This window comes from Roseateles sp. GW821-FHT09H11 (assembly GCF_059415845.1).
Map to the genome: position 1 here is coordinate 1459762 of NZ_JBWKOA010000001.1, position 25363 is coordinate 1485124.

The following is a 25363-nucleotide window of genomic DNA, read 5'->3' on the forward strand; positions in this document are numbered from 1 at the left end:
CGCCTCCCATGACCCCCCTGGACCGCGCCGCCAGTCTTCCCGACCCCACCGACGGCGCCACCGTGCTGGTCGTCGACGACACGCCCGACAACCTCCTGCTGATGAGCGAGCTGCTGCGCGACCGCTATCGCGTGAAGATCGCCAACCATGGCGAGAAGGCCCTGGCCATCGCGCGCGCCGAGCACCGCCCCGACCTGATCCTGCTCGACGTCATGATGCCGGGCCTGGACGGCCACGAGGTCTGCCGGCGCCTGAAGGCCGACCCGGCGACGCGCGACGTGCCGGTGATCTTCCTGACGGCGAAGTCCGACGTCGCCGACGAGACCCGCGGCCTGGCGCTGGGCGCCGTCGACTACATCACCAAGCCGATCAGCCCGCCGATCGTGATGGCGCGGGTGCGCACCCACCTGCAGCTCAAGGCCAGCGCCGATTTCCTGCGCGACAAGGCGGACTACCTCGAGGCCGAGGTGGCCCGCCGCAGCGAGGAACTGGCCGCCATCCAGGACGTCACCATCCTGGCGATGGCCTCGCTGGCCGAGACGCGCGACAGCGACACCGGCAACCACATCCGCCGCACCCAGCACTACGTGCGGGCGCTGGCCGAGGCGCTGCGCGAGCACCCGCGCTGCCGCGAACTGCGCCAGCCCGGCGTCATCGCCACGCTGTTCAAGTCGGCGCCGCTGCACGACATCGGCAAGATCGGCATCCCCGACCGCATCCTGCTCAAGCCGGGCCGGTTCACGCCGGAGGAGTTCGAGGTCATGAAGTCGCACCCGGCGCTCGGGCGTGACGCCATCGAGCAGGCCGAGGCGCAGCTGGGCACGCCGGTGGCCTTCCTGTCGACGGCCAAGGACATCGCCTACTGCCACCAGGAGAAGTGGGACGGCTCGGGCTACCCGCAGGGCCTGCGGGGCGAGACCATCCCGCTGTCCGCGCGGCTGATGGCGCTGGCCGACGTCTACGACGCGCTGATCAGCCGGCGCGTCTACAAGGACGGCATGCCGCACGAGCAGGCGGCGGCGATCATCGCCGAGGGCGCCGGCACGCATTTCGACCCGGTCATCGTCGAGGCCTTCCTGCGCATCCAGCCCGAGTTCGAGTCGATCGCGCGGCGCTTCGCCGACGACGACGCGGCGCTCGCGCGCAAGCGGGCCTGGATGGAGACGGTGAGCCCGCCCGACCTCACGCCGCTGGGCGTCGAACGGGGGCGTTGATGCCTCGCCCGGGCGATCGCAGCAGGCGGGGCTGGCGCGATCGACCGGTCATCGTCTGGGGCATCGCCACCGCCGTCGCGATCGCGGCGGGTTGGGGGCTGAGCACCGCGCAGCGCTGGTACCTGGAGGCGGACCTGCGCCGCGCCTTGCGCTCGGCCACCGACCGCGAGGGCGTCTCGCTGGTCCAGCTCACGCTGTCGGGCAAGGACATGGGCGCCGTCGAACTCAGCGGCCGGGTCGATCCGCTCGTCAAGGTGATGACGCTGGAGACGGACCTCGAGCGGGCGCGGCTGGTGCGGCCCGGCGCGGCGCACCTGCGGGCCATCGCCGACACCCTCGACAGCGAGGGCGTCGTCGTCCTCAACGGCAAGGGCGTCGTGGTGGCCGAATGGGGACCGGACGAGAAGAAGGAGCGCTTCATCGGCCGCGACCTGTCGATCCGCCCCTACGTCCAGCAGGCGCTGAAGGGCCGGCCGTCGATCTCCACCGGGCTGAGTCCCGACCTGCGGCGCCGGTCCCTCATCTTCTGCGCGCCGATCTTCGGGAGCCGGGAGTCCACCAGCGTCGTCATCGGCGCCATGGTCGCGCGCAACTCGTCGGCGGTGCTGGACCGCTTCTTCGAATTCCGGGGCCATGCGGGCGGGCTGCTGATCTCGCCGCAAGGCGTGGTCTTCGCGGCGAGCCGGCCCGACTGGCTCATGGCGCTCGTGGGCCCGCTCAACTCGGAGCGCGCCGCGTCGCTGACGGCGACGCACCGCTTCGCGGACCTCTTCCAGGATCCGGACCGCTCACGCGCGCTGCCGTTCGATCCCGTCGACGGCGCGGTCGTCGAGGTCGACGGCCGGCGCATGGCCGCCGCGGAGACCCCGATCGAGTGGAACGATCCCGAAGGCCCCTGGCGCCTGGTGCTGCTGGAGGACCTCTCCGGCGCGATGGGCGCGCGGTACCCGCTGGGGGTGGCGGCGCTGACGGCGGCGCTGCTGCTGGGGGGCTGCGCGCTGCTGCGGCTGATGGCGGCCCATCGCCGCCTTCGCGCGCGCAACAGCGCCGAGATCGCCGCCCGCGCCGACCAGGTCCGCACCATGTTCCGCATGGCGCCGATCGGCGTCTGCCTGATCGTCAACGACCGGATCGAGTTCCTGAACCCGGTGCTGGCCGAGCAGCTGGGGACGGCGCTGTTCCAGGACTGGCCGCATCGCTACGCGGACGAGGCCAGCCGCGATCTGGTCGACGCGGTGTTGCGCGAACGGCGCCGCACGCTGGACGTCGAGGTCGGCCTGCTCGACGCCCGGGGGGAGGCGCGCAGCTTCGCGCTCTCGTCGATGCCGTTCGACTACGAGGGCGACAAGGCCGCCGTGGTGCTGTGGCTGGTCGACATCACCCGGCGCCAGGAGGCCACGCGCGAGGCGCGCCGGGCGATGGAGGCGGCCAAGGACGCGGCCCGCGCCAAGTCCAGCTTCCTGGCCGGCATGAGCCACGAGATCCGTTCGCCGATGAACGTGATCGTCGGCATGTCCGACCTGGCGCTGCAGACTGGCCTGGACGCGCGCCAGCGCAACTACCTGGAGAAGGTGAACGGCGCCGCGCTCAGCCTGCTCGACCTGATCGACGACATCCTGGACTTCAACAGCATCGAGTCCGGCCGGATCGCGCTGGAGCGGGTGCCCTTCCAGCTCGACCAGGTGGTGGACCGCCTCATCGACCTGATCGGACTGCGCGCCGAGGACAAGGGCCTGGAGCTGCTGATCCATCGCCCCGCCGACGTGCCCAACGCGCTGATCGGCGATCCGATGCGGCTCGGCCAGGTGCTGATCAACCTGGGCGCCAACGCCGTGAAGTTCACGGACAGCGGCGAGGTCATCGTCGCCGTGGAGCGTGTGCCGGCGGGCACGGCCGGCCAGGGCGCCAGCAACGGCAACGGCAACGGCAACGGCAATGGCAGCGGCAATGGCAGCGGCAATGGCAGCGGCAGCGGCGGCGGCAGCGGCAGCGGCAGCGATGGGCGGGACGCCGACGTCGGCGACGACGTCGAGCTGCGCTTCAGCGTCACGGATTCCGGCATCGGCATGACGGCGGAGACGATCTCGCGGCTGTTCCACAGCTTCAACCAGGCCGACACGTCGACGACGCGCCAGTACGGCGGCAGCGGGCTGGGCCTGGCCGTCAGCCGCCAGCTGGTCGAGATGATGGGCGGACGCATCCAGGTGCGCTCGCGCCCGGGCGAGGGCTCGACCTTCTCCTTCACCGTGCGGCTCGGTCTGCGGCCGGGGAGTCGCACGGCAGCGACGGCCACCTCGGCGGCCTCCGCGGCCATGGCCGATCTGTCGCGGCTGCGCGTCCTGGTGGCCGACGACAACCGTGCCGCGCGGGACATCCTGGGCGCGCTGTGCGCGGGCTTCGGCATGCGCGTGGACACGGCGGTCAACGGCGCGAACGCCGCGCAGTGCGTGCTGGAGGCCGAGGCCGAGAAGCGCCCCTACGACCTGGTGCTGATGGACTGGCAGATGCCCGTCCTGAACGGCCTGGAGGCGACGCGGCTGATCGCGGCCGGACGGCTCGCCTCGCCGCCGGCGATCCTGCTGGTCACCGCCTTCGGTCGCGACGCGACGCTCGCCGCCGCGCTGGTCGATTCGGACCCGCGCCACCGGCCGCAACTGCTGAGCAAGCCGGTCACCGCCTCGGCGCTGCTGTCGGCCATCGGCGAGGCCACCGGGCGGGCGGTGCTCCCCACCCTCGCCGCCCCGCGCCGCGGCGGCGCGACGCGCGCGGCGATGGCACGGCTGACCGGGACGCGGCTGCTGGTCGTCGAGGACGATCCGGTCAGCCGGGAACTGGGCGCCGAGCTGCTGCGCGCCGCCGGCCTGGACGTGACGCTGGCCCCGGACGGCCCGACCGCGCTCGACCTGCTGGCGCTCGCGGATCCCGGCATCGATGCGGTGCTGATGGATTGCCAGATGCCGGGGATGGACGGCTACGAGACCACGCGCCGCCTGCGCCACGACCCGCGCTGGCGCGAGCTGCCCGTCATCGCGCTGACCGCCAGCGCGACGCTGGAGGCGCGCGAACGCATCCTCGCCGCCGGCATGAACGGCTGCCTGAGCAAGCCGCTGAGCGTGGACCGCCTCTTCGAGGCGCTGGCGCGCTTCTCACGCGGCGGCGCGCCCGATCCGGCGGCCACCGGCGACGGCGCCGCGACGCCGCCCGCCGACGCGGCGCCGGACGCCGCCCTGGAGGCGCTGCTGTCGCGCCTGGCCCAGCTGCTGCAGGACAGTGATGCGACGGCGATCGAGGTCGGCCGCCTGCTGGCCGAGACGCTCGATCGGCGGCCGCCGCCGCCGGCCCGGGCCCGCCTGCTGCGCCGCGTGGCGGCGGCGGCCTCGGGATTCCGCTTCGAGGAAGCGCTGGCGCTGCTGAGCTGGGACGCCGGCGCGCCGGCCGGAGGGCCGACGCCATGATGCGCGCGGCGCTCCGGCTGTCGCGTCATGCGACGGCGGCGTGGATCGTGGCGGCGGCGTTGTCGCTGCTCGCCGGCGCGCTGGTCGCCCGGCAGGCCCGGAGCGTCCTCGAGGAGCGCTTCCGTGCCCGCATGACGAGCACGATCGACCGGGAGGTCCTGCAGTTCCGCGGCCTCACGGAAGAGAGCAAGGCGATGGGCGCGTTGCGACTGGCCGGGCGCCTGGATCCGGACCTGAAGGCGGCGGCGCTGCAGACCGACCTCCCGGTCGCGCTGCGCATGCGGCCGGCCGCCGAGATGCTGTCCGCGATGAACGACCAGCTCGGCGCGGACGTCAGTTTCGTGGTCAACCGCCACGGCACGATCGTCGGGGAATGGAACCGCGGCCTGCAACGCTCGCCCCTGGGGCAGGACATCAGCCATCGCGAGTATTTCCGCGAGTCCATGGCCGGACGCACCGCGGTCTCGATGGCGATCAGCCAGGCCACGTCGCGCCGCGCCCTGTACCTGAGCGCGCCGGTCTTCCGGGACGTCGACGCCCGCGGCCCCGTGATCGGCATCGTCGCCACGCAGTTCTACGGCCCGTCGCTGGACCGCTTCCTGACCGAGCGCGCCGACATGGCGTCGCTGGTCCTGTCGCCCGAAGGCGTGGTGATGGTGTCGTCACGGCCCGAGTGGCTGCTGATGGTCGCGGGGCCCGCGTCGGCCGAACGCAGCCGCCGGCTCACCGAGGGGCTCCGCTACGGGCGCCAGTTCCTGGATGCGACGCGCGTGCCGGTGCTGCCCTTCGACCCCGGCGCGAGCGTCGCGGCGATCGACGGACACCCGCATGCGCTGGTGGCGCGCGACCTGGGCTGGCGCGACAGCGCCGGCCTCTGGCGGTTGGTCCTCGTGGCCGATCTCTCGGCCGCGCTCAGCGGACCGGCGCAGGCGGGCATCGGCCTGCTGACCGCGCTGCTGTGCTTCGCCGCGCTTGCCGCGCTGCTGCGCGGCCTGCTGCTGCGCGCCGCGAAGCACGCGCAGGAGACGGCGCTGCAGCGCCAGGGCGAGCGCTTCATGACGCTCATCGAGCACACGCCCGCGGGCATCGGGCTGATCACGGACGGCGTGGTGGGCATCGCCAATCCGGCGCTGCGGCGCCTGGTCGACGTGCGGATCGGCCAGCCCTGGCCCGACGTCTACGCGGACGACGCGAGCCGCGCGCGTGCGCAGGCCCTGCTGCAAAGCAAGAGCAGCAGCAGCAGCAGCAGCAACAGCAACGGCACCAGTGACGGTGACGGCGGCGGCAGCAGCACCGGCACCGGTGCCGGTGACGGCAGCGATGTCGAGCTGCAGATCGTCGATCGCGAGGGGGCGCACCATGCCTGCCTGGCGACCTTCCTGCCGGTGGCCTTCGGCCAATCGGGGACGCTGATCTGGCTGACGGACCTGACCGACCGCCTGTCCGCCGAGAACGAGATCCGCGCGGCGCGCGAGTCCGCGGAGGCCACGACGCGCGCCAAGACCGACTTCTTCGCCAACATGAGCCACGAGCTGCGCACGCCGATGAACGCGATCATCGGCATGTCCGAGCTGGCGCTGCAGACCGAGCTCGACGCGCGGCAGCGGAACTACGTGGACAAGACCTGCCGTGCCGCGGAGACCCTGCTCGGCGTGATCGACGACATCCTCGACTTCAGCCGCATCGAGGCCGGCCGGCTCGCGCTCGAGCACATCCCGTTCGAGCTCGACGAGGTGCTGGCGCATCTGGTGCAGGTGATCGGTCTCGGCCTGGAGGAAAAGGGCGTGGAGCTGCTGCTGAGCGTGCCGGCCGGCCTGCCGCGGACGCTGGTCGGCGACCCGTTCCGCCTCGGCCAGGTGCTGGCCCATGTCGGCAAGCATGCGGCGCGGCGCAGCGAGCAGGACGAGGTCGTCGTGGCCGTGGCGGAGGACCACCGTCCGGGCGACGACGAAATCATGCTGCGCTTCAGCATCCGCGACAGCGGCCCCGCCCTGTCGCCGACGGAGCTGGCGCGGCTGGGCCGGCGACCGGCGGAGGTCGACGCGGACACCCCCGATCGCGGCGACCTGGCGCTGGCCGTGTGCCGGATGCTGGTGGAGATGATGGGCGGCACGCTGCGCGTGGACTCGATGCCCGGCGCGGGCCTGACGCTGCACTTCACCGCGCGGCTGGGCATCGGGCGGGACGAGGATGACGACGAGAACGACGACGAGACGGACGGCGAGACGGACGACGATATCGACGCCGATGAGGGCCATCAGGGTCATGAGCGCCATGCGGCAGACGGGAGCGCCGACGACGATGAAGGCGCCCAGGACGATCACGACACGCGGCCGGCGGCGCTTCGCGGCCGGGTGCTGATCGTCGACGACAACCGCGTCGCCCGCGAGGTCCTCGCCGCCCTCTGCCAGGGCCTGGGCCTGCAGGTCGAGCAGTGCGTCGACGGCGCACGCGCGCTGCGGGCGGTGCATGCGGCGACGCGGGAACACCGTCCGTTCGACTGGGTGCTGATGGACTGGAAGATGCCGTCGCTGGACGGCGTGGGCGCGGCGGCCCGGCTGCTCCAGGAGGCGACCCCGGTGCCGCGCATCGTCATGGTGACCGCCTTCGGCAACGACGACGGGCTGTACGAGGCGATGACGGCGCTGCCCACCGGGCACGCGCTGCCGGTGCTGGCCAAGCCGGTGACGGCCGCCACGCTGGTGGGCGCCCTGGACGGCTCGGGCGCGTCCGGCGCGCACCCGGACGCGCAGGCCCGCCGCGCCGCGACGACGGCGATGATGCAGTCCCTGGCGGGGGCGCGGCTGCTGGTCGTGGAAGACAACCCGGTCAACCAGGAACTCGCCGGCGAGCTGCTGACCAACGCCGGCATCGCGGTCACCATCGCGGGCAACGGGGCGATCGCGCTGGAGCTGCTGCGGCAGTCCCCCGACGGCTTCGACGGCGTGCTGATGGACTGCCAGATGCCGGTGATGGACGGCTACGACGCGACCCGTTGCCTGCGCCAGGACGCCCGCTGGCGCGAGCTGCCCGTCATCGCGCTCACCGCCAACGCCACCGGCGCCGACCGCGCGCGCATCCTGGCCACCGGCATGAACGACCACGTCGCCAAGCCGCTGAACGTCGACACGCTGTTCGAGGTCCTGGCGCGCTGGATCCGCCCCGCCGGGGGCGCGGCGGTGGCGCCGGCCGGGCTGGCCGGCGGACCGCGCGCCGCGGCGGGGATGCCCCGCTCGTCCGGCACGCCGGCCCCGCCGCCCTCCTCCACCGGCTCGCCCAGGGCGCGCCTGGAAGTCCCGGCGGTGCCCGTCGTCGACGGCCTGGAGGCGCGCTCCGGCCTGGCCTCGGCCTCGAACAACGCCGAGCTCTACCTGCGCCTGCTGAAGATCTTCCTGCACTCCCAGCAGGAGACCGGCGCGCGGCTGGACCAAGCCGCCGCGTCGGACCAGGCGCAGGTGATGGAGAAGATCGCCCACTCGCTGCGAGGCTCGTCCGCGACCATCGGCGCGCTGCCCTTGAGCGAGGCCGCCGCGGCGCTGGAGAGCGCCTGCCGCTCGCCGGAGACGGCCGCCCGACGCCGTGAGCTGGCGCAGGCCGTCCGTGTCGCGCTGGACCGCCTGTTGCACGCGCTGGCAGAGACGCTCGCGGACGACGCCCCACCGACGCTGCCGGGCCCGCTGGACGATCTGTCGCCGCCGGGCATCCCGCAGCTGGACGAGCGCCTGGCGCGTCTACGCCGGCAGCTGGACGAGGACGACGCCGCGGCGGTCGACACCGCCGAGCGGCTGAGGGAAGAGATCGACCGGGGTCGGCACGGCCTGGACGACCGGCGCGCCGCCGCCTTGCGCGAGGTCCTGGCGGCCGCGACGCGATTCGACTTCGAGACCGCGCGCCGCAGGCTGGAGAATGAGGGCGCCAGTGCACCGCCCCCGCCCCCGTCCCCGCCATCTCCCGGCGCCCGATCGTTGGAGGACCCCCTGCCATGAGCATCTCGAACGGAGATTCGCGCCCGACGATCCTGATCGTGGACGATTCGCCCGAAGTCCTGTCCCAGCTGTACGAGCTGCTCAAGGAACGGCATCGCGTCAAGGTGGCGACCACCGGCGACCGCGCGCTGCGCATCGCGGCCGAGTCGCCGCGGCCCGACCTCATCCTGCTGGACGTGCTGATGCCCAACATGGACGGCTACGAGCTCTGCCGCTGGCTCAAGGCGGACGCGGCCACGCGCGACATCCCGGTGCTCTTCCTCACCGCGCGCTCCGATCCCGCGGACGAGAGCCACGGCCTGTCGCTCGGCGCGGTGGACTACATCACCAAGCCGATCAGTCCGCCCATCCTGCTCGCGCGCGTACGCACCCACCTGCAGCTCAAGGCCACCGCGGACCTGCTGCGCGAACGCGCGGCGCACCTGGAAGCCGAAATCGCCCGATGGGCCGGCGGCGCCGACGGCTGAGCTTTCATAATCGTCCGGTCCTCTCCGCTTCTGTCCTCGTCATGCAATTCCGGCCCTGGTCCCTCGCTCTCATCGCCCTGCTCGTCGGGTCGGGCAACACCTGGCCCCAGCCGCGGCCGGTGACGCCGCGCGGTCCGCTCGACGCGCAGGAGCAGAACAACATCGCGGTGTTCCGCAAGGTGTCGCCGTCGGTGGCCCACATCACGACGCTGGCGCAGCAGCGGGACTTCTTCTCGCGCAACGTGACGGAGGTGCCCAGCGGCACCGGCAGCGGCTTCCTGTGGGACGAGCAGGGCCACATCGTCACCAACTTCCACGTGATCCGCGGCGCCTCGGCGGCGAAGGTCACGCTGTCGGACCAGAGTGCGTACGACGCAAAGCTCGTCGGCGTCGATCCCGACCGCGACCTGGCCGTGCTGCGCATCGTCGCGCCGCGCGAGAAGCTGACCCCCGTCCCGATGGGCAGCAGCCGCGACCTGCTGGTCGGGCAGACGGTCTATGCGATCGGCAACCCGTTCGGACTCGACCAGACGCTGACGCGCGGCATCGTGTCGGCGCTGAACCGCGAGATCGAATCGATGACGCAGCGCACGATCCGCGGCGCGATCCAGACCGACGCGGCCATCAACCCCGGCAACTCGGGCGGCCCGCTGCTGGACTCCGCGGGCCGGCTGATCGGCGTCAACACGTCGATCTTCAGCCCGAGCGGCGGCAGCAACGGGATCGGTTTCGCGATCCCGGCCGATGAGGTGAACCGCGTCGTGCCGCAACTGATCAAGCACGGCCGCGTCATCCGGCCGGCGCTGGGCCTGACTGCCGGCAGCGAGCAGCTGCGCCAGGTGCTGCGCCTGCCCAAGGGCGTCGTGCTGATCGGCCTGCAGCCCGGCGGCGGCGCGCAGCGCGCGGGGCTGCAGCCGTTCATGCGCGGGCGCGACGGCCGCATCGTCGGCGGCGACCTCATCACCGCCGTCAACGGCAAGCCGGTGGCCGACCTCGACGAGCTGCTCGGCGAACTCGAGGAACGCCAGGTCGGCGACAAGGTCACGCTGACCGTCTGGAACGGCGGCAAGACGCGGCAGGTCCAGGCCCAGCTCACCAGCGACTGATCACCAGCGATTGATCACCAGCGATTGATCACGAGCGACTGATCGCCAACAGCGGATCGCCTGCCACCGATCGCCTACTCCATTCCGCGATAACCCTCCCGGGACCCCGGTCCGGACGGCGCGCCTAGACTCGGCGCCCATGCAAGCCCGACTTTCGATCCTCGACCTCGCCTTCATCGTCGAAGGCGGTTCCGCCGCCCAGGCGCTCCACGAGAGCATGGCGCTGGCGCAGCACGCCGAGCGCCTCGGCTACACCCGCTACTGGGTCGCCGAGCACCACAACATGGACGGCGTCGCGTCGTCCGCCACGGCCGTGCTGATCGGCCAGATCGCCGCCGCGACGTCGACGATCCGCGTCGGCTCGGGCGGGATCATGCTGCCCAACCATGCGCCGCTGACCATCGCCGAGCAGTTCGGCACGCTGGCCACGCTGTTCCCCGGGCGCATCGACCTCGGACTGGGCCGCGCGCCGGGCACCGACGGGCCGACGATGCGCGCGCTGCGCCGGCACCTGGCGACGGCGCACGAGGACCGCTTCCCCGAGGACGTGCTGGAGCTGATCAGCTACCTCGCCCCCGCCCAGGAGGGTCAGGTCGTGCGCGCCGTGCCCGGCCAGGGCACCGAGGTGCCGGTGTGGCTGCTCGGGTCCAGCCTGTACGGCGCACAGCTGGCGGCCTACCTGGGGTTGCCGTTCGCGTTCGCCTCGCATTTCGCGCCGGCGATGCTGATGCAGGCGCTGGAGATCTACCGCGCCCAGTACCGGCCCAGCGTCCGGAACCCGCAGTCCTACGCGGCCGTCGGCCTGAACGTGGTCGTGGCCGACACCGACGCGCAGGCGCAGCGCCTGTTCACCTCCATCCAGCAGCGTTTCCTCGGCATGCAGCGCGGTCAGCGCGGCCTGCTGCCGCGGCCGATCGACAGCATGGACACGCTGTGGACGGCGGGCGAGAAGCTCGGCGTCGAGCGCATGCTGTCGGAGTCCATCGTCGGTTCACCGCGCACGGTGCGCGAGGGGCTGCTGGCGACGCAGGAGCGCACCGGCGCCGACGAGTTCATCGTCGCCTGCGCGGTGCACGATCCGGCGGCCCGCCGGCGCTCGTACGAATTGCTGGCGGGAATCGCGGCGGGCACGGACGCCGGCTGACCGCCGGCCCCGGCGTGCGGCTGGCGCAGGCCGGTGACGGAAACAGGGGAGCCGCCTGCCGCGAATCGATGAGCGCCGACCGCTGGGCGCTCAACTTCGCGGATTGGCACGAACACCGCGGGCGGGGACCATGACGGCCCTCACCGCCCAGGAGTTCCTCCCGCAATGTCCGCCCGCGCCCGCTCCCTCTCCAACACGCCCGCAAGATCCGCGACACGGCAGTCGGGCTTCAGCCTGATCGAAGTCTCGATGGCGCTGGTGCTCCTGGGTGCGATGTCGCTCGGCGCGCTGCAGGTCCAGCAGTTCCAGCAGACCGTCGAGGGCGGACGCCAGGCCGGATTGCGACTGGCTGAACTGCGCGACGGCGTCGCGCGTTATGTGCGCGATCACAGCGCGGAGCTCCTGAAGGTGCAGGCCGCCCCCCAGTCGACCTGCGCGAACGTCGCCTTGTCGTTGGCGCCCTCGGCGGGGACGCCGCCGCCCAAAGACTGCGAATTGAAGGCGACGGCCGGCGGCAAGCCCCTGGCCGTCAACGCGCTCCAGCCCTCGCTGCAGGAGTTGCAGGACCTCGGCTACGTCACCTTCAGCGACACCTTGCCCTTCCCTCACGGGAACGCCATCGTCGACGGCCGCACCGGTGAGATCGCCCGGGCGCGCTGGGCGGTCTCCGTGAAGTGCAAGGCGAAGTGCCTGACAGTCGACGGCCAGCGGCCCGCGGCGACCTTCGAGGTGATGCTCTACAACACGCAGCCCTTCTTCGCGCAGGCCGATCTGCCCTTCGGCTACGGCGCGCAGTTGAAGGCGGCCCTGCAAGCGCTGGGGCCCGATGCGATGGTCTCGCTGCCGGGCGAATCTCCGCGGGTGGCGGCCCAGTTGCGCGGCAAGGGCGCCCTGCCCGTCGACAACCCGCTGCGGGGAGACAGCGCCGATACCGGCGTACCGGGCGTGCTGGCGTCCTTCCGGCTGATTCACCTGGACGGCGGCGCCACGACGGCCGGCGTCGCCTGCGGCGTCCCCACCGGCGCCACCGGCCGCGGCGCCAGCGGGTCGGCCTGTCTCGACGGCTCGGCGAAGCTGACCGGGCGATGGGACTTCAACGGCCATGGTCTCGTCGGCGTCGACGATCTGGAGGCCGCCAAGGCGAAGATCGCCGGCACCCTGCAGGTCGACGATACCGTCCACGCCAACGGCGGACTGGTGGTCCGGCATCCGCAGGGTGGCCGGAGGACACAGCAAGGAGCCGGGGCATCCCGCGACGTCGTGGATCCGGTCATCGACGTCCACGGCCACGCTGTCGTGCGCAAGCGCCTCATCGTGGGCCACAACAGCCCCTGGGACTTCGCGGGTCAGGATCAGGACGGCATGTCGCTGTCGGGCGTCCTGATGACGTCCAACGGCTACATCGACACCGCGTCGGGTCAGGCGGGCGGCCCTGGGTTCGACTCCCGTCTGAATGGCATCCGCATCCCCCGCCGCGACCCGGACACGCCTTGCAATGCGCAGGACGTCAACCCGAGGACCTCCGGCGGCAACATCGCCCTGTACCAGCCCCACCGGGGCCAGCAGGTCTACGTGATGGCCTGCAACCGGGAGGGCAAGTGGGTCAAGGCCACGGGCGGATGAAACGCGAAGGGCCGCTTGCGCGGCCCCTCCTCAGCGATGCGCCCTCATCGACGCATCACGCGCGGCGCGCGCCGCCCGATCTCACCCCACCCACTTGCGCGCGTTGCGGAACATGCGCATCCACGGGCTGAACTCGCCGGCGTCGCCGCCGGTCCAGCTCATCTGGATGTTGCGGAACACGCGCTCCGGATGCGGCATCAGCGCGGTGAAGCGGCCGTCGGCCGTGGTCACCGCGGTCAGGCCCTGCGGGCTGCCGTTGGGGTTCAGCGGGTACTGCTCGGTCGGCTGGCCGTGGCCGTCGACGTAGCGCATCGCGCGCAGCACCTGGTCCGGGTTGCCGCGCTGCGAGAAGTCCGCGAAGCCCTCGCCGTGCGCGACTGCGATGGGCAGGCGGCTGCCGGCCATGCCGGTGAAGAAGATGCTCGGCGACTCGACGATCTCGACCTGCGCCAGGCGGGCCTCGAACTGCTCGCTGCGGTTGCGCACGAACTTCGGCCAGTGCTGCGCGCCGGGGATCATCGGCGACAGCGCGGCCAGCATCTGGCAGCCGTTGCACACGCCCAGCGCGAAGCTGTCGGCGCGCGCGAAGAAGGCCTCGAAGGCCGCCTTCAGCACCGGGTTGAAGAGGATGGAACGCGCCCAGCCCTCGCCCGCGCCCAGCGTGTCGCCGTAGCTGAAGCCGCCGCAGGCGACGAAGCCCTTGAAGTCCTTCAGGTCGACCGCGCCGGCCTGCAGGTCGCTCATGTGCACGTCATAGGCGTCGAAGCCGGCCTGCGCCATCGCGTAGGCCATCTCGACATGCGAGTTGACGCCCTGCTCGCGCAGGATCGCGACCTTCGGACGGACGCCGCTGGCGATCAGCGAAGCGGCGACGTCGTCCTTCACGTCGAAGCTCGGCGACCAGTGCAGGCCCTGGCCCGGCGCGCCGGCCAGCGCGTGTTCCTGGTCCGCGCAGGCGGGGTTGTCCCGCTCGCGGGCGATGCGCCACGAGACCTGGTCCCACTCCTGCTGCAGTGCGCTCAACGGGGCGGCGAAGACCTTCTTCGCGTCGCGCCAGACTTCCGCCTGCTTCGTGTCGTTGGTCTTGCCGACGACGTGCGAGATCTTCGACAGGCCGTGCGCGCGCAACGTCTGCAGCACCGCGTCGCGGTCGCCGGTCGCGACCTGGAGCACGACGCCCAGTTCCTCGTTGAACAGCGCCTTCAGCGTCAGTTCTTCGCGGCGGGCGCTGACCTGCGAGGCCCAGTTCTTCGAGTCGCCCATCTCGGCGCGGCTGTCGCTGATGCCGTCGCCTTCGGTGACCAGCATGTCGACGTTGAGGCTGACGCCGCGCTGGCCGGCGAAGGCCATCTCCAGCGCCGCGGCGAACAGGCCGCCGTCGCTGCGGTCGTGGTACGCCAGCAGCTTGCCTTGACCGCGCAGCTCGTTGACCGCGGCGACCAGCGCCTTCAGCAGCGCGGGATCGTCCAGGTCGGGCACTTCCGGACCGAACTGGTTCAGCGTCTGCGCCAAGATCGAACCGCCCATGCGCATGCGGCCCTGGCCGAGGTCGACCAGGACGAGCGTCGTGTCGCCGTCGCGCAGCTGCGGCGTCAGCGTGCCCCGCACGTCGGCCAGCGAGGCGAAGGCGGTGATGATCAACGAGACCGGCGCAGTCACCTGCTTCGTCGCGCCCTCGTCGCTCCAGCGCGTGCGCATCGACAGCGAATCCTTGCCCACCGGGATCGAGATGCCCAGCGCCGGGCACAGGTCCATGCCGACGGCCTTGACGGTGTCGTACAGCGCGGCGTCCTCGCCGGGTTCGCCGCAGGCGGCCATCCAGTTGGCGGAGAGCTTCACGCGCGACAGCTCGATCGGCGCGGCCAGCAGGTTGGTGATGGCCTCGGCCACGGCCATGCGGCCCGACGCGGGCGCGTCGACGGCAGCCAGCGGCGTGCGCTCGCCCATGCTCATCGCCTCGCCGGTGAAGCCCTTGAAGTCGGACAGCGTGACGGCGACGTCGGCCACCGGCACCTGCCACGGGCCGACCATCTGGTCGCGGTGGTTCAGGCCGCCGACGGTGCGGTCGCCGATCGTGACCAGGAAGCGCTTGCTGGCCACCGTCGGGTGGCGCAGCACGGTGCGCGCGGCCACGCCCAGGTCCACGCCGTCCAGCGTCAGCGCGCCGCCCGAGCGGGCCACGCGCGTCACGTCGCGGTGCATCTTCGGCGGCTTGCCCAGCAGCACGTCCATCGGCATGTCGATGGCGCGTTCACCGTCGGTGCCGTCCTCGAGCACCAGCTCGCGCTGCTCGGTCGTCACGCCGACGACGGCGAACGGGCAGCGCTCGCGCTCGGCCATCGCGGTGAAGAGCTCCAGGCTCTCCGGCGCGATCACCAGGACGTAGCGCTCCTGGCTCTCGTTGCACCAGATCTCCTTGGGGGCCAGGCCGCTCTCCTCGAGCGGAACCTTGCGCAGGTCGAAGATCGCGCCCCGGCCGGCGTCGTTCACCAGTTCCGGGAAGGCGTTGGAGATGCCGCCCGCGCCGACGTCATGCACGGCCAGGATGGGGTTGCGCTCGGCCAGGCCCCAGCAGTGGTTGAGGACTTCCTGCGCGCGGCGCTGGATCTCGGGGTTGCCGCGCTGGACCGAGTCGAAGTCCAGGTCGGCGGTGTTGGTGCCGGCAGCCATCGAGCTCGCCGCGCTGCCGCCCATGCCGATGCGCATGCCGGGACCGCCCAGCTGGATCAGCAGCGAGCCGGCGGGGAAGGCGATCTTCTTCGTCAGGTCCGAGCGGATCGCGCCCAGGCCGCCCGCGATCATGATCGGCTTGTGATAACCGCGGCGGATGCCGTCGACGTCCTGCTCGAAGACGCGGAAGTAGCCGCCCAGCGCGGGCCGGCCGAACTCGTTGTTGAACGCGGCGCCGCCCAGCGGACCCTCGGTCATGATCTGCAGCGCGCTGGCGATGTGCGCGGGCTTGCCGACGGGGTTCTGTTCCCAGGGCTCGGACAGGCCCGGCAGGTGCAGGTTGGAGACCGAGAAGCCGGTCAGGCCCGCTTTGGGCTTGGCGCCACGGCCGGTCGCGCCCTCGTCGCGGATCTCGCCACCGGCGCCGGTGGAGGCGCCCGGGTGCGGGGAGATCGCCGTCGGGTGGTTGTGCGTCTCGACCTTCATCAGCACATGGGCCGTTTCGGCGCGCGCCTCGTACTTCGGCGCGCGGCGATCGCCGGTCGCCATCCAGCGCTCGATCACGTGGCCTTCCATCACCGCGGCGTTGTCGGCGTAGGCGATCACCGTGTGCTGCGGGTGCAGCTTCTCGGTGTTGCGGATCATGCCGAACAGCGACAGCGGCTGCGCCTCGCCGTCGATGGTGAACTCGGCGTTGAAGATCTTGTGGCGGCAATGCTCGCTGTTGGCCTGCGCGAACATCATCAGCTCGACGTCGCTGGGGTCGCGGCCCAGCTTCGTGAAGGCGGCGACCAGGTAGTCGATCTCGTCGTCGGACAGCGCCAGGCCCCAGGCGCCGTTGGCTTCTTCCAGCGCGGCGCGGCCGCGGCCCGACACGTCCACGTGCGCGAGCGGCTGGGCCTGCTTGTCGTCGAACAGGTGCGCGCCGGCTTCGCGCGACAGCAGCACGCTCTCGGTCATGCGGTCGTGCAGCAGGTCGGCGCAGGCGAGGATCTCGGCCTCGGTCAGCGGCTTCGCGCCGCCGGTCAGTCCGGCCGTCAACTGGTTGAGCAGGCCCGACTTCAGCGTCAGGCGGAATTCGGTGACGCGCTCGACGCGGTGGATCGCGAGACCGCAGTTGTGGGCGATGTCGGTGGCCTTGGAGGCCCAGGGGCTGAGCGTGCCCAGGCGCGGGGCGACGACGATCAGCGCGCCCTCCGCGGGGCCTGACGGGCCTTCGTAGGCATCGCCGTAGTCGAGCAGCGCGGCCAGCTTGCCCCGGCCTTCGGCGTCGATGGCGGCGTCGGTCCAGACCCAGTGGACGTGGCGCGCGTGCACCGCGGCGATGCGGTCGCTGACGGCCTGCAGACGCGCCAGCAGCGCTGCGGCCCGGAAGGACGAGAGGGCATTGCCCCCCTCGAAGTGAATCAGATGCTTGGAGGAGGTGGTGCTGGCCATGGGGTCCCAGGGGGTTTGCGCCGCGCGCGCCGCGACGGTGAGCCCGCCATTCTAGCCAGCGCGCTCACGCGGCCCGGGTTTACCCCCTCCGCCGGCCGTCCCCGCCTCGCGTCAGCGGCAGTCCGTGAGGCGCTCCAGCGCCAGATGGAACTGATGGTCGGACAGCTTGCCGCGCTGCGGCTGCACCCAGACGCCGGGCGTGCCGGTGGTCAGCGGCTTGAGGGCCACCACCTTCACCGGCTCCGGCTGCAGGGGACGTTCCCGGTCCAGCGACCACCAACCGTCCGACACCGTGCAGGTCATACCGACGTCGACGCTGGTCGGGGCCGCCACGGCACCCGTCGCATCGACGGCCAGGACGCACAACCCGATGACAGCGGGCAATACGCGGGCAACTACATGCAACATCACACCAACTCCCTGGAACATTCTTTGAGTTTCCGAATGTATCGACGTCCCGCGACGTAATCGCCCGGGGATGTCGACATTCGCCCAAATTACTGTCCCTCATTCAGGGGGTGGCAGCGCATTGCCCGTCCTGGCTCAGCCCCTGGTGCGCCGGGCTCTTCCAACGGGCGTATGGCGGGGGTCATGGCTTGTCGCTACATTGGTCGGCTCTCGGACCCGGCGCGCGCCTCCAACGAAGCTGGCGCGCGCGGGTCGTCCATCGCCACTGGAGACCACCATGTCCCGCAAGACCCCCATCGAGCTCTACCGCAACATCGGCATCTCGGCGCACATCGACGCCGGCAAGACGACGACGACGGAGCGCATCCTGTTCTACACCGGGGTCAATCACAAGATCGGTGAAGTGCACGACGGCGCCGCGACGATGGACTGGATGGCGCAGGAGCAGGAGCGCGGCATCACCATCACCTCCGCGGCCACGACCTGCTTCTGGAAGGGCATGGACCGCTCGTACCCGGAGCACCGCATCAACATCATCGACACCCCGGGGCACGTGGACTTCACCATCGAGGTGGAGCGTTCCATGCGCGTGCTGGACGGCGCGGTGATGGTGTACGACTCGGTCGGCGGCGTGCAGCCGCAGTCGGAGACGGTCTGGCGCCAGGCCAACAAGTACAAGGTGCCGCGGCTGGCCTTCGTGAACAAGATGGACCGCGTGGGCGCGGACTTCTACCGCGTGCGCCAGATGATGGTGGACCGGCTCAAGGCCAACCCGGTGCCGGTGGTGCTGCCGATCGGCGCGGAGGAGCATTTCAAGGGCGTGATCGACCTGCTGAAGATGAAGGCCATCCTGTGGCACGACGCCACGCAGGGCATGACCTTCGATTACCAGGAGATCCCGCCGGAGCTGAAGGCGCAGGCCGACGAGTGGCGCGAGAAGATGGTCGAGGCGGCGGCCGAGGCCGACGAGGAGCTGATGAACAAGTACCTCGAGACCGGCGAGCTGTCCGAGGACGAGATCCGGCGCGCGATCCGCAAGCGCACGATCGCCGGCGAGATCCAGCCGATGCTGTGCGGCACGGCCTTCAAGAACAAGGGCGTGCAGCGGATGCTGGACGCGGTGATCGACTTCATGCCCTCGCCGGTGGACATCCCGCCGGTGCACGGCATGGACGACGACGACCAGGACACGACGCGCGCGGCCGACGACAGCGCCAAGTTCAGCGCCCTCGCCTTCAAGCTGATGACCGATCCGTATGTGGGCCAGCTGACCTTCGTGCGGGTGTACTCCGGCATCCTGAAGTCGGGGGATTCGGTCTACAACCCGACGCGCGGCAAGAAGGAGCGCATCGGGCGGATCCTGCAGATGCACGCCAACCAGCGCGAGGAGATCAAGGAGATCCTGGCCGGCGACATCGCCGCCTGCGTGGGCCTGAAGGACGTCACGACCGGCGAGACGCTGTGCGATCCCGAGGCCATCATCACGCTGGAGCGGATGATCTTCCCGGAGCCGGTGATCTCGCAGGCGGTGGAGCCCAAGACCAAGGCGGACCAGGAGAAGATGGGCATCGCGCTCGGGCGTCTCGCGGCGGAGGATCCGTCCTTCCGCGTGCGCACGGACGAGGAGTCGGGCCAGACCATCATCTCCGGCATGGGTGAGCTCCACCTGGAGATCATCGTGGACCGGATGAAGCGCGAGTTCAGCGTCGAGGCCAACGTCGGCAAGCCGCAGGTCGCGTACCGCGAGACGGTGCGCAAGGCGGTGACGGACGTGGAAGGCAAGTTCGTGCGCCAGTCCGGCGGCAAGGGCCAGTACGGGCACGTGGTGTTCTCGCTGGCGCCGCAGGAGCCGGGCAAGGGCTTCGAGTTCGTCGACGCGATCAAGGGCGGCGTGGTGCCGCGCGAGTTCATCCCGGCGGTGGAGAAAGGCGTCATCGACAGCCTGCCCAACGGCGTGCTGGCCGGGTATCCGGTGGTGGACGTGAAGGTCACGCTGACCTTCGGCTCGTACCACGACGTGGACTCGAACGAGAACGCGTTCAAGATGGCGGCCTCGCTGGGCTTCAAGGAGGCCTGCCGGCGTGCGAATCCGGTGATCCTGGAGCCGATGATGGCCGTGGAAGTCGAGACGCCCGAGGACTACGCCGGCACGGTGATGGGCGACCTGTCCAGCCGCCGCGGCATGGTGCAGGGCATGGACGACATGGTCGGCGGCGGCAAGATCATCAAGGCGGAGGTGCCGCTGTCGGAGATGTTCGGGTACTCGACCTCGCTGCGCTCTGCGACGCAAGGCCGCGCGACCTACACGATGGAGTTCAAGCACTACTCCGAGGCGCCGAAGAACGTGGCGGACGCGATCATGACGTCGCGAGCGAAGTAAGGCTCTCCCCCTACCGGCTGACGCCGGCCCCCCTCCGGGGGCGCCCCCAGTGGTCTGGCAAAGCCAGCCCACGGGGGCCGCTTGGCTTTTCTTTGCCTACGATGGCTAGCGCGCGCTGTCGTGGGTCGGCAATCCGGATTCGCGGACCTGCTGGTCGATGTTGGCATCGCTCTCGCGGGCGGCTTCGAGGTCCTGGCGTGCGCGCTCGGCGTCGCCCTGCTGCTTCCAGACGAGGCTGCGTCCATACAACGCCCAGGCGAAGCCGGGCTTCAGCCGGAGCGCCGAGTCGAAGGCCGCCCTGGCGCGCGGCAGGTCGCCCATGAGCAGCCTCGTCCAGGCCAGGGAATCCTGGAAGTTGGACGAGGTCGCGTCGATCGCGACAGCGCGCTCGCAATCCTGCACGGCGATCGCCAGCTCCAGGTTGCGGACGGTGCGCATGAAGCAGCGATCGTTGTAGGCGTTGCCGTAGTTGACATCGCGTCGATGGGTGTCCATCCACAGCTCCCACTGCCGATGCGCCTCGGGCACCCGATCCAGGCCGCGGTAGATCACGGCCATCCTGAAACGCTGATCCGCGTCGCGCGACAGGCGGGCGTCCAGTTGCGCCAGGGCGGCGAGCGCGTCGTCCCGCCGGTTCAGCCGCGTATGGGCGCGCGCCTGCTCCATGATGGCGTCGTCCAGCTGGGGATCCAGACGGAGCGCCTCGTCCGCGTCGTCGAGCGCGGCCTGAGCATCACCCAACGCCACGTGGATGCGGGCGCGAGTCAGGAACTGGCTCGCCACGTCGGGTTTGAGCGCGATCGCGCGATTCATGCCTTCGAGCGCGGCCGGGTAGCGCCTCAGCTCATAGTCGAGCGCGGCCCGGCTCGCCAGTGCCAGCACGTCCTCCTGACGCGCCGGCGGCGGCGCCGCGAAACGCGCATCGAAGCGGTTCTCCGAGGCGCCTTCCCGAGCGGCGAAGACGTCGCCGCCGTTCCAGGTCGCATAGACCTTGCGCTGCAGGTACGAGACGTAGATGCGGTGGGCCAGCATGTAATCGACGCCCAGGCTCATGCCGTAGTCGCCGTCGCGTCCGGCGTCTTCCACCTCCAGCCGCTGGTGGGTGATGCGCTCGCCACCGAGCTGGAAGCTGTCGACGTCGGTCAGCCATTGGCGCGAGCGCCCGACGGGCTCGGTGACCTGCAGGCGGCTCTCCGGGATCCCCGCCTTGCGGGCCGTGCTCCGGGACAGCGTGGACGTCTGCGAACCCGTGGAGAGCATGGCCACGGCCGGCGTGTCGTTGATGCTTACCGGCAGTCGGATCATGGTGTCGCGGTCATCCCGCAGCGGAGCCATCGGCACCTCGATGACCGGCGCGTCGCCGGCCCAGTACGCGAGGCTGACCTTCTTGCAGTCGCCCAGGGGGAAGACGAGCCGCACGACGCCGCGGGCCAGGTCGTATTCCGTGTCGCCGGCGGCGAGGATGTCGCGGCCGATGACGCCCTGAAGTTCGAGGCCGGGCCTGACGTCGGTCACGACGAAGTTCACGTTCCTCAGCGCCAGGCCGCCGAGCGTGAGCCGGTCCACGACCGTCGTGTGCGACTCAAGGTTTTCGCCGTTGCCCGAGAGGTGCTGCCCGAACGGCATCATGGTCAAGGGCAGCTTCAGCGCCGCGGCGATCTTGGGCGACAGCACGGAATACTGAGCGCTGCTGCCCACCATCATCGGCACGTCCAGGCCGTTGATCTTCAGGACGGCCACGACGCGGTTCTGCACGACGAGCACCGGGAGTGTGGTCGGCTGCATCTTGCAGTCGGTGGCCCAGGCGGGCGCGGACATCACGGTCAGCGCCGCAAGGACTGACCCCATCGTCGATCGCAGACGTGCGGCCACGGACAACGGGCGCGGGAGTTCCCGCGCTGCCGCTTCATTTCTTCTTTGCAAGTCGAACTCCCTCATCGCGCGCCGTGTTGTTCGGCACCAACCTCTGTTGGCCCGGCGACTCTGTGGCCGGCGGGGTGCGGCACTCTACCGCAGGGCAGTCTTGCGATCGGAATCGTTCTTACGAAGAACACGACTGCAAGCCATGGCTGACAAAAACAGCCATTTCGACCATTTTTGCAAGCCATGGCTTACACGCCATGAGTTCCAAAACGAACGCCCTGATGGACGCCCGTTCTCATTGGTCGCATCAGGCCGCGGCGAGAGCCTCACGCACGGCGACATCCAGCGTCGTCGTCGGTCGGCCGATCAACCGCGCCAACGCGCCGCCGTCGTCATGCAACGCGCCCTTGGCGGCTTGCTCGTCCGAATCGGCAAGCAGTTCAGCCAACGGCGCCGGCAGACCTGCATCCAGCAGCACGCGCTCGTAGTCCGCGCGAGGCAGGTCCTTGTACTGCACGGGCTGGCCGCTCTGGCGGGCAACCTCCGCGGCCAGTTCCGACAGCGTGTGCCCGCGGTCGCCCGCCAGCTCGAAGACTGCATTGCCGTCGATGGGTCGCGTCAGCACGGCAGCGGCGGCATCTGCGTAATCGGCGCGAGTTGCCCACGAGATGCTCCCCTCACCCGCCGAGCCGAGGAAGGCGCCGTGCTTCAGCGCCATCGGCAGCGCAGCGAGGTAGTTCTCGACATACCAGCCGTTGCGCAGCAGCACGTGCGTGAGGCCGGCGGCTTTGGTCAGCGCCTCCGTCTCGCGGTGTTCCCCGGCCAGGCCCAGCGGCGAGCGGTCGGCGTGCAGCACGCTGGTGTAGACGAGCTGGCTCACGCGAGCGGCCTTGGCCGCGTCGATGACGGCGCGATGTTGCGGAATGCGCTCGCCAATCTCGTTCGAGGAGATCAGCAGCACGCGTTCCGCGCCGACGAAGGCGGCGGTCAGCGTGTCGGGCCGCGTGTAGTCGGCCTCGCGGACGACGACGCCCCGCGCGGCCAGGTCCGCAGCCTTCGATGGGGTGCGTACCGCGGCGACGATGCCGGCGGATGCAACGCCCAGGCTCAGCAGGCGGTCGATGACAAGGCGGCCCAATTGGCCAGTGGCGCCGGTGACAACAATCATGATCAGGACTCCGGATCGGTGAAGAGGCATTCATGCTAGGGACGGCATCCCGGACTCGGAATGGACAAAGATCCATAATTCATGTCTCCGCGTTCCGGAATTTCCATTCATGAGCATCGATCTGTTGAGCGCTGTTTTGCGCGACACGGGCCTGTCGCGGCGCTTGCTCGACCTCAGCGAGCTGTCCGACGACTGCGCGCTGCGCTTCCCCTGCGACCGCAGCATCGGATTGCACGTCGTGCTGCGCGGCAGCGTGATGCTCCATGCGCCGGAGCTGGAGGAGCCGCTGCAGTTGAGCGGCGGCGACATCGCCGTGATGGCGCGCGGTCATCCGCACGTGCTGAGCCTGCGCCCGTCGCTGAAGGGGCAGCGCGTCGACGACATCGACATGCAGCGGTCGTCGACGTCCGGCGCGATCGGCGCGTTCGGGACGCCAACGGGCATCGATGCCGCCGTGCTCAGCGGCGCGTACCAGTTCTGGCATGCACCGGTGCATCCGTTCTTCGCGGAGCTGCCGGCCTGGGCGGTGCTGCGTGCGGCCGACATGCCGCGGCTGGGGCCTCTCGCGCTGGCGGGCGGACTGCTGGTCGAGGAACTGCGCGAGGCCGAGCCCGGCGCGGAGATCATCACGCATGGCCTGCTGGACCTGCTGTTCACCTACGCGCTGCGCCAGCTGATCGCGAAGCGCGCGGCGACGAGCGTCGGCTGGAGCCTGGCGGTGCACGACCCGATGGTGGGTCGCGCGGTGGCACTGATGCATGGCGACCCGGCACATCCGTGGACGCTCGACGAGCTGGCGAAGCGGGCCGGCCTGTCGCGCACGGCGCTGGCGGAGCGCTTCCGCGAAGCGATGGGCGACACGCCGTTGAATCACCTGCGCGTGGTGCGCATGCAGCGCGCGATGCAGTTGCTCGCGCAGACGCGGCATAGCCTGGAGGCGGTCGCCGCGGCGGTCGGCTACCGCGACGCGTTCGGGTTCTCGAAGGTGTTCAAGCGGACGGTCGGACTCTCACCCAAGGCGTTCCGCCAGCAGGATGCGGCGGAGCGACAGGATCCGTGGCGCTTGTCGGCGGGGTGAATTCAGCCGAGCTGTTCGGCCAGCCCGACGATGATGCCCTCGGGCCCACGGAGATACACGAGCCGGTACGCAGTCCCGTACTCCATCCGGCCGATGAGTGCCGCGCCATGCGCGAGCATCCGTTCCACGACGGCATCGATGTCCTCCACGGCGAACATGATGCGACGAAGACCCAGCGCGTTCACCGGCGTGTCGACGGGCCCGAACCTGACGGCGTCCGGCGTGTGGAACTTGTCCAGTTCGATGCCCTGTCCATCGGGCGTCCGCAGCATCGCGAGCGTGGCCCGCACGTCGCCGAGCCCGATGAGGCGCCCGACATTGGGACCTTGCACGTCGGTCTGGCCCTCGAGCTCGAGGCCCAGTTCGATGAAAAACGCCTTCACGGCCTCGAGATCGTCGACAACGATCAGGACGTTGTCCATTCGCTTGATTGACATGTCCTTGGCTCCACTTCAACGATGTCGCTCATTTTGAGCCCCCCGTAGGCTGCGACCTCCGCCCGGATCGTTCGTGGCTGATCTACGCGTGCACCTTCGAGGTCGGGCCGCGCTGCCTGCGATGGCTGCTGGAACCGCCCGTCGTGTGGATGTTTGATTGGCGGACGCACCGCTGCTTCGAAGGGCTGCGGGCGTACATTCAGCGCCATCGGCCAGAGGTCGAGCGGTGGCAGAAGGAACACTCCGCATGACACCCCACCATTGCGGCTACGCATGCGAGGAGATTCGACGATGAGACTGCTGCTGCTCGGTGCCACAGGTCTGGTGGGAAGCAAGGCGCTGGAGCTCGCGCTTTCCAATGACGCGTTCTCGGAAGTCATTGCGCCAACGCGCAAGCCGTTGGCGCCCGCCGCGAAGCTGGTGAACCCGGTTGTCTCACGTCTGGAGGAGCTGCTTCCGGAGCTGGCGTCGTTCAGGCCTCAAGCGGCGATCTGCGCGTTGGGCACGACCCAGGCCAAGGCTGGCTCGAAAGAAGCGTTCCGACACGTCGACCACGAACTTCCCGTCGCGTTCGGAAAGGCCGCGCACGCCGCGGGCGTCGAGACCTTCGCCCTCGTGAGCGCGGTCGGCGCGTCAGCGGACTCCCGGTTCTTCTATACGAGGACCAAGGGCGAAGTGGAACGGGACATCCAGGCCATCGGATTCCGATCGCTGACGATCTTCAGACCCAGCCTTATCGGAGGAGAGCGCCAGGAAACCAGGCGTGCCGAAGGCGCGGCCATGACACTGATCCGGCTCCTGACGCCAGTACTGCCGAAGAGGTTCCGCATCAATCCGGCGAGCAGCATCGCGGCGGCGTTGCTCAAGGCCGTCATGGAGGCAAGACCTGGACTCCGATGGATCTCGTCGGACGAGATGAACTGATTG

General features: G+C 70.5%; 14 protein-coding genes and 1 pseudogene. 10 read left to right on the plus strand and 5 right to left on the minus strand.

The annotated features are described in order from the left end of the window. The first annotated feature begins 8 nt into the window (after nucleotides 1-8). The 7 genes and pseudogenes from AC07PR_RS06095 to AC07PR_RS06125 all read left to right on the plus strand — a co-directional run bounded on the left by AC07PR_RS06095 (nucleotide 9) and on the right by AC07PR_RS06125 (nucleotide 12995). The gene (locus AC07PR_RS06095) at nucleotides 9-1214 is read left to right on the plus strand and encodes a response regulator (protein ID WP_495134853.1); all 1206 of its coding nucleotides are present in this window, start codon (nucleotides 9-11) and stop codon (nucleotides 1212-1214) included. Beyond that, nucleotides 1214-4669 (plus strand): hybrid sensor histidine kinase/response regulator, encoded by a 3456-nt coding sequence (locus AC07PR_RS06100; RefSeq protein WP_495134713.1) that lies wholly within the window; start codon nucleotides 1214-1216, stop codon nucleotides 4667-4669. The genes AC07PR_RS06095 and AC07PR_RS06100 overlap by 1 nt, the downstream gene beginning before the upstream one ends. Then, nucleotides 4669-8655: a response regulator gene (locus tag AC07PR_RS06105; RefSeq protein WP_495134714.1), complete on the plus strand. Its 3987-nt coding sequence runs from the start codon at nucleotides 4669-4671 to the stop codon at nucleotides 8653-8655. Before AC07PR_RS06100 ends, AC07PR_RS06105 begins: the two co-directional genes overlap by 1 nt. Next, a pseudogene (locus AC07PR_RS06110) lies at nucleotides 8652-9095 on the plus strand (response regulator); the annotation flags it as partial. The gene AC07PR_RS06105 and the pseudogene AC07PR_RS06110, both read left to right, overlap by 4 nt. A gap of 68 nt (nucleotides 9096-9163) precedes the next feature. Beyond that, nucleotides 9164-10228, plus strand: coding sequence for a S1C family serine protease (locus AC07PR_RS06115; RefSeq protein ID WP_495134715.1), 1065 nt, complete (start codon nucleotides 9164-9166; stop codon nucleotides 10226-10228). A 139-nt stretch (nucleotides 10229-10367) separates the two neighbouring features. Further along, nucleotides 10368-11372, plus strand: a complete 1005-nt coding sequence (locus AC07PR_RS06120) for an LLM class flavin-dependent oxidoreductase (protein ID WP_483105848.1) — start codon at nucleotides 10368-10370, stop codon at nucleotides 11370-11372. A gap of 165 nt (nucleotides 11373-11537) precedes the next feature. Then, nucleotides 11538-12995: a type II secretion system protein gene (locus tag AC07PR_RS06125; protein ID WP_495134716.1), complete on the plus strand. Its 1458-nt coding sequence runs from the start codon at nucleotides 11538-11540 to the stop codon at nucleotides 12993-12995. Between the two features lie 81 nt (nucleotides 12996-13076). Here the strand turns inward: AC07PR_RS06125 and purL are convergent, their stop codons facing one another. Both purL and AC07PR_RS06135 read right to left on the minus strand, forming a co-directional pair. Further along, entirely contained in the window at nucleotides 13077-17102 is a 4026-nt protein-coding gene (gene purL, locus AC07PR_RS06130) for a phosphoribosylformylglycinamidine synthase (RefSeq protein WP_495134717.1), read from the minus strand. A 111-nt stretch (nucleotides 17103-17213) separates the two neighbouring features. Beyond that, nucleotides 17214-17510 carry a hypothetical protein gene (locus AC07PR_RS06135; RefSeq protein ID WP_377155819.1) on the minus strand — a complete coding sequence of 99 codons (297 nt, stop codon included), beginning with the start codon at nucleotides 17508-17510 and terminating at the stop codon, nucleotides 17214-17216. Nucleotides 17511-17787: 277 nt separating this feature from the next. Here AC07PR_RS06135 and fusA point away from each other — a divergent pair, with 277 nt between their 5' ends. Beyond that, nucleotides 17788-19890 carry an elongation factor G gene (fusA, locus tag AC07PR_RS06140; protein WP_495134718.1) on the plus strand — a complete coding sequence of 701 codons (2103 nt, stop codon included), beginning with the start codon at nucleotides 17788-17790 and terminating at the stop codon, nucleotides 19888-19890. Between the two features lie 105 nt (nucleotides 19891-19995). On the opposite strand, the gene AC07PR_RS06145 is transcribed toward fusA, so the two are convergent. Both AC07PR_RS06145 and AC07PR_RS06150 read right to left on the minus strand, forming a co-directional pair. Then, on the minus strand, nucleotides 19996-21738 hold the full coding sequence (locus AC07PR_RS06145) for an aspartyl protease family protein (protein WP_495134719.1): 1743 nt from the start codon (nucleotides 21736-21738) through the stop codon (nucleotides 19996-19998). Nucleotides 21739-22060: 322 nt separating this feature from the next. Beyond that, entirely contained in the window at nucleotides 22061-22921 is an 861-nt protein-coding gene (locus tag AC07PR_RS06150; protein ID WP_495134720.1) for an SDR family oxidoreductase, read from the minus strand. A 109-nt stretch (nucleotides 22922-23030) separates the two neighbouring features. Here AC07PR_RS06150 and AC07PR_RS06155 point away from each other — a divergent pair, with 109 nt between their 5' ends. Further along, complete coding sequence (locus tag AC07PR_RS06155; protein ID WP_495134721.1) at nucleotides 23031-23999, plus strand: AraC family transcriptional regulator; 969 nt, start codon at nucleotides 23031-23033, stop codon at nucleotides 23997-23999. Between the two features lie 2 nt (nucleotides 24000-24001). Here the strand turns inward: AC07PR_RS06155 and AC07PR_RS06160 are convergent, their stop codons facing one another. Next, nucleotides 24002-24436, minus strand: a complete 435-nt coding sequence (locus tag AC07PR_RS06160) for a VOC family protein (protein WP_495134722.1) — start codon at nucleotides 24434-24436, stop codon at nucleotides 24002-24004. A gap of 291 nt (nucleotides 24437-24727) precedes the next feature. On the opposite strand from AC07PR_RS06160, the gene AC07PR_RS06165 reads away from it, so the two are divergent. Next, nucleotides 24728-25360: an NAD-dependent epimerase/dehydratase family protein gene (locus tag AC07PR_RS06165; RefSeq protein WP_495134723.1), complete on the plus strand. Its 633-nt coding sequence runs from the start codon at nucleotides 24728-24730 to the stop codon at nucleotides 25358-25360. Nucleotides 25361-25363 lie beyond the last annotated feature (3 nt).

Bases quoted from the DNA above. Each gene is read 5' to 3' on its own strand.
- AC07PR_RS06095 (WP_495134853.1), top strand. From the start codon at position 9: ATGACCCCCCTGGACCGCGCCGCCAGTCTTCCCGACCCCACCGACGGC.
- AC07PR_RS06100 (WP_495134713.1), top strand. From the start codon at position 1,214: ATGCCTCGCCCGGGCGATCGCAGCAGGCGGGGCTGGCGCGATCGACCG.
- AC07PR_RS06105 (WP_495134714.1), top strand. From the start codon at position 4,669: ATGCGCGCGGCGCTCCGGCTGTCGCGTCATGCGACGGCGGCGTGGATC.
- AC07PR_RS06115 (WP_495134715.1), top strand. From the start codon at position 9,164: ATGCAATTCCGGCCCTGGTCCCTCGCTCTCATCGCCCTGCTCGTCGGG.
- AC07PR_RS06120 (WP_483105848.1), top strand. From the start codon at position 10,368: ATGCAAGCCCGACTTTCGATCCTCGACCTCGCCTTCATCGTCGAAGGC.
- AC07PR_RS06125 (WP_495134716.1), top strand. From the start codon at position 11,538: ATGTCCGCCCGCGCCCGCTCCCTCTCCAACACGCCCGCAAGATCCGCG.
- purL (WP_495134717.1), bottom strand. From the start codon at position 17,102: ATGGCCAGCACCACCTCCTCCAAGCATCTGATTCACTTCGAGGGGGGC.
- AC07PR_RS06135 (WP_377155819.1), bottom strand. From the start codon at position 17,510: ATGTTGCATGTAGTTGCCCGCGTATTGCCCGCTGTCATCGGGTTGTGC.
- fusA (WP_495134718.1), top strand. From the start codon at position 17,788: ATGTCCCGCAAGACCCCCATCGAGCTCTACCGCAACATCGGCATCTCG.
- AC07PR_RS06145 (WP_495134719.1), bottom strand. From the start codon at position 21,738: ATGGGGTCAGTCCTTGCGGCGCTGACCGTGATGTCCGCGCCCGCCTGG.
- AC07PR_RS06150 (WP_495134720.1), bottom strand. From the start codon at position 22,921: ATGATTGTTGTCACCGGCGCCACTGGCCAATTGGGCCGCCTTGTCATC.
- AC07PR_RS06155 (WP_495134721.1), top strand. From the start codon at position 23,031: ATGAGCATCGATCTGTTGAGCGCTGTTTTGCGCGACACGGGCCTGTCG.
- AC07PR_RS06160 (WP_495134722.1), bottom strand. From the start codon at position 24,436: ATGTCAATCAAGCGAATGGACAACGTCCTGATCGTTGTCGACGATCTC.
- AC07PR_RS06165 (WP_495134723.1), top strand. From the start codon at position 24,728: ATGAGACTGCTGCTGCTCGGTGCCACAGGTCTGGTGGGAAGCAAGGCG.